General features: G+C 72.8%; 4 protein-coding genes. All 4 read left to right on the top strand.

Annotation, left to right across the window (positions count from 1 at the left end; genetic code table 11):
- Window positions 1-528, top strand: a 528-nt coding sequence (locus ACFXMF_RS47170) for an SDR family oxidoreductase (RefSeq protein WP_380021294.1), incomplete at its 5' end; no start/stop codon positions are given.
- 162 nt (window positions 529-690) lie between these two features.
- Window positions 691-2,064, top strand: coding sequence for a PLP-dependent aminotransferase family protein (locus ACFXMF_RS47165; protein ID WP_380018154.1), 1,374 nt, complete (start codon window positions 691-693; stop codon window positions 2,062-2,064).
- A gap of 314 nt (window positions 2,065-2,378) precedes the next feature.
- Window positions 2,379-3,299 carry a branched-chain amino acid transaminase gene (locus ACFXMF_RS47160; RefSeq protein ID WP_360318345.1) on the top strand — a complete coding sequence of 307 codons (921 nt, stop codon included), beginning with the start codon at window positions 2,379-2,381 and terminating at the stop codon, window positions 3,297-3,299.
- Between the two features lie 119 nt (window positions 3,300-3,418).
- On the top strand, window positions 3,419-3,631 hold the full coding sequence (locus tag ACFXMF_RS47155) for a hypothetical protein (protein WP_360318343.1): 213 nt from the start codon (window positions 3,419-3,421) through the stop codon (window positions 3,629-3,631).
- The last annotated feature ends 55 nt before the right edge of the window (window positions 3,632-3,686 follow it).

The raw sequence follows: 3,686 nt of genomic DNA, 5'->3' as shown, positions 1-3,686 counted from the left end.
CACCTGGACGTGACCGACCCGGCCGGCGTCCGGCATGCCGCCGCCGAGGTGGAGCGACGCTTCGGCGGCCTGGACACGCTGGTCAACAACGCCGCGATCAGCTACGACAGCCGACAACGCGCGACCGACGCCGACCTCGCGGTGGTGGTCGAGGCGGGCGAGACCAACCTCTACGGACCGTGGCGCACGGTGCAGGCGTTCCTGCCGCTGCTGCGCCGCTCGGCCCATCCGCGCATCGTCAACGTGAGCAGCGAGGCCGCGTCGCTGACCAACATGGGCGGCGGTGCGCCCGCGTACACGGTCTCCAAGGTCGGCCTCAACGCGCTCACCCGGATGCTCGCGGCCGAGCTGCGCCCCGATCGCATCCTGGTCAACGCGATCTGCCCCGGCTGGGTGGCCACCGATCCGGGCGGCCCCGGTGGTCGCCCGGTCGAGGCGGGTGCCGCCGGCATCGTCTGGGCGGCCACCCTCCCCGACGCCGGCCCCACCGGCGGCTTCTTCCGCGACACCCGCCCGCTGCCCTGGTAACCCGCCGGCGGCCCCGACCCCGGCTACCCGTCCGGCGTTACGGACCCCACGATCCGCCCCCTGCCCCGCCCTCACCCGCGCTCCCCGCCCCCACGCATGACCGCCCCCGCCGCAGGCCGTGAAACCATCGTCGTCCCACACGTGTGCGTCGAGGGAGTGATCGTGGAGGTCGAGCAGTTCGCCGTGGTGGTCGGGGAGCGCATGGGGCGTCCCCGCCGCAACGAGCGTCGATCCCGCGGCGAGCGCCTGTTCGACGCCCTGCGCGAACTGGTCGAGGGCGGCGATCTGCTCGCCGAGACCAGGCTGCCCTCCGAGCGTGCCCTCGCCGAGGCGCTCGGGTTCAGCCGCGGCACGGTCGCCTCGGCCTACCTCTCGCTCAACCGCATCGGGCTGATCGAACGCCGGCACGGCAGCGGCTCCTACGTGCGTCCCGGTGGTCGGCCGACCTTCGCCCGCTGGCTGCGCGAGGGCGCCATCATGGTCGACCTGGCCAAGGCCGCCGTCCCCGACGCCTCGCTGTTGCCGAACACCGCGCTGCGCGTCGAGGACCTGCTCGACGCACGTCCACAGGACGGGTACGCGCCGGCCGGCGACGCGCGGCTGCGCGCCCTGATCGCCGCCCACGAGCTGCCCACCGGATTCGCCGCCGACGACATCGTGGTGACCTCCGGCGCGCAGCAGGCGATCCACCTGGTCGCCGACGCGCTGCTGGCACCCGGCGACCGGGTCCTGGTCGAGCCGACCACCTATCCCGGGATGCTCGCGGCCGGATACCGCTTCGGCGCCGAGGCGATCCCGGTGCCGGCCGACCGCGACGGCCTCGACCCGGACGCACTGCGCGCGGCGATCCGTCGGCATCGCCCCGCGTACGTGTTCTCGCTGCCGGTGCACAACCCGACCGGCGCGGTGGTCTCGGCCCGGCGCGCGAAGGCGATCGCCGAGGTCGCCGCCGAGGAGGGCGCGCTGCTCGTGGAGGACCGCAGCCTCGCCGATCTGGCCGACGGTCCGGTGGCCTCGGCGGCCGAACATCTGCCCGAGGGCACGGTCTGCCTGGGCTCGCTGTCCAAGACCACGTGGGGCGGTCTGCGGCTGGGCTGGATCGCCGCGCCGCCCGCCGTACGGGCTCTGTTGATCGAGGCCAAACAGCGCACCGACCTGGCCTGTTCCACGCTCGACCAGCAGTTCGCCATCCACCTGCTCCGCGATCCGGACCGCGCCACGCGCGTCCGCGAGTGGTCCGCCACGCTCGCCGGCCGCCGCGACCACTTCGCCGCCGAACTCGCCGAGCACCTGCCCGAGTGGGAGTGGACCCTGCCGCGCGGCGGCCTGTCCCTCTGGGCCCGGCTGCCCGGCGCGGACGGCGAGGAATTCGTGGCGACCGCCCTGCGCCACGGCGTCGCGGTCTCCCCCGGCGCGGTCTTCGCCCCGCTCCCCGACACCGCCGCCAACCGCATCCGGCTCAGCTACGCCTGGCCCGAACCGATCCTGTCCCAGGCGGTCGAACTCCTCGTGAAGAGCTGGCGCGAGTCCCGCTAGGACCACTCCGGCCGACCCGCCCAACTCCCCCACCCCACAAGCCGACTCGACCGCTGCCCCGCACGACCCGGGAGCGGCATGTCGCCATGTCCGAATATCGGATCGGCACTAGTGGCTCAATACCGATAGGGCTAATGTGCCACTCACCAAGTGGCTCATCGAAGCATTTGTCAGCGATCCACTTGCCGAGTCGGACCCGGTCGACCCCGGTCGGACCGATCGACCCCGGGCCGACCCCGGCCACCGCCGCAGGCCGAGCACGGCCGGACGCACCACGCACGACCACGTACGAGCACACGAGGGCGGGAGCAGCGATGGCACTGACCGAAGCGGACCGGATCTGGATGAACGGCACGCTCGTGCCGTGGGCGGACGCCAAGGTGCACGTCCTCAGCCACGGACTGCACTACGGCACCGGCGTCCTGGAAGGCACCCGGGCCCACCTCACCCCGCGCGGCCCCGCGGTGTTCCGGCTCGACGACCACCTGCGCCGGTTCCGCGAAAGCGCGCACATCCTGGGCTTCGAGGTGCCCTACACACTGACCGAGCTGCGCGCCGCGACCGTGGAACTGATCGCCGCCAACGGGCACTCCGAGTGCTACCTGCGCCATCTCGCGCACATCGGCTACGGCGAGATGGGCCCGGCCTTCCGGCCCGAGATGGCCGTCGAGGTGAGCATCGCGGGCTGGGAGTGGCACGCCTACCTCGGCGGCGAGTCGGCCGAGCGCGGCATCCGCCTGGCGACCAGCTCGTGGCGACGCAACGACCCGAACGCGCTGCCGCCCGCGGCCAAGGCCACCGCCGGTTACCTCAACGCGGCGCTGGCCAAGACCGCGGCGCTGCGGGCCGGTTACGACGAGGCGCTGCTGCTCAACGCGGACGGCTACGTCAGCGAGTGCAGCGCGGCCAACGTCTTCACGGTGCGCGACGGCGTGGTGTACACGCCGCCCGCGAGTGCCGGCGCGCTGCGCGGGATCACCCAGGACACGGTGCTCACGCTGGCCGCCGACCTGGGCCTGCCGGTCCGCGTGGAGAACCTGCTCCGCTCGGACCTGTACACCGCCGACGAGATCCTGGTCTGCGGCACCGCGGCGGGCGTGGTCCCGGTGGCCTCGCTGGACGACCGCGAGGTGGGTGCCGGTCCGATCACCCGAAAGCTGCAGACCGCCTACACCGGGGCGATCACCGGTACGGACGACCGTTACGCGCACTGGCTCACCTTCGTGCACGAGTGACAACGGTCCGAACGGGTCGTAACGAGCGCACGACACGCCCCTAATGGGCGAAATTCCCCATATTGATGTGGTTTTCCGGATATCTGTATGACGTCCTGCATACCCACACTTCATGGGAGATGACAATGCGCATCCGCACCTCGTTGATCGCCATCGCCGGCGCCGCCCTCTTCGCCTTCGTCGGCGCCGGCACCGCGAGCGCGGGCGGGCACGGCGACGGCCTCGTGGCCGGTCACCGCTCCAGCTCCGGCGTTCACTTCTCGGACTGCGGCCACCACGGCGACGAGTTCGCGGTGTGGAACGTCAGCGAGTCGTTCGTCGCGATCCACTGACGCCCACCATCCGCGCCGGGGGGGGGGGGGCGCCCCCCCCCGGCGGGGGCGCGGG

Origin of the sequence: Embleya sp. NPDC059213, from assembly GCF_042754445.1 — a bacterium.
In the GTDB taxonomy this organism is placed as follows: Bacteria; Actinomycetota; Actinomycetes; order Streptomycetales; family Streptomycetaceae; genus Embleya.
This window is presented reverse-complemented; position numbering and strand designations above follow the sequence as displayed.